The sequence below is a fragment of the Anaerorhabdus sp. genome, assembly GCF_036657415.1.
Lineage (GTDB): Bacteria > Bacillota_I > Bacilli_A > Erysipelotrichales > Erysipelotrichaceae > Anaerorhabdus.
Window position 1 is genome coordinate 1 of record NZ_JAVXGL010000112.1, and the last position, 408, is coordinate 408.

Consider the following 408-nt stretch of genomic DNA (forward strand, 5'->3'; position numbering starts at 1 on the left):
GTCAAAAAACAAAAGATATGCTATTACGATATGGCATTAAGAAAAATATTTATGTTGTTCCAACAGGATTAGATTTAGATCGTTTTAACGTAAAGAATATGAATAAAAAGAAGGTAGAAGAAATTCATAAAGAAGTTAATCTTCAAGAAGGAGAAACTTTAATTATTTTTGTTGGGAGAATTGCCAAAGAGAAGAGTATTGATTTAGTTATTGATGGATTTGAAAAAGTAAAAAAAGCAGGACTCAAATGCAAGTTTGTTATTGTAGGTGGGGGACCAGATGAAGATGTTCTTCATGAAAAAGTTAAACACCTAAACTTGCAGGATATAGTTGTTTTTGTAGGCAAAAAACCAGCAGTGGATATTCCTTCATATTATCATGCAAGTGATTGTTTTGTTTCTGCATCAA

Annotated in this window: 1 protein-coding gene; it reads left to right on the forward strand. The window is 30.4% G+C overall.

Annotation, left to right across the window (positions count from 1 at the left end; genetic code table 11):
- Positions 1 to 408 (forward strand): glycosyltransferase (locus tag RSB60_RS10785; RefSeq protein WP_332616298.1); only part of this gene is annotated, 408 nt, incomplete at both ends.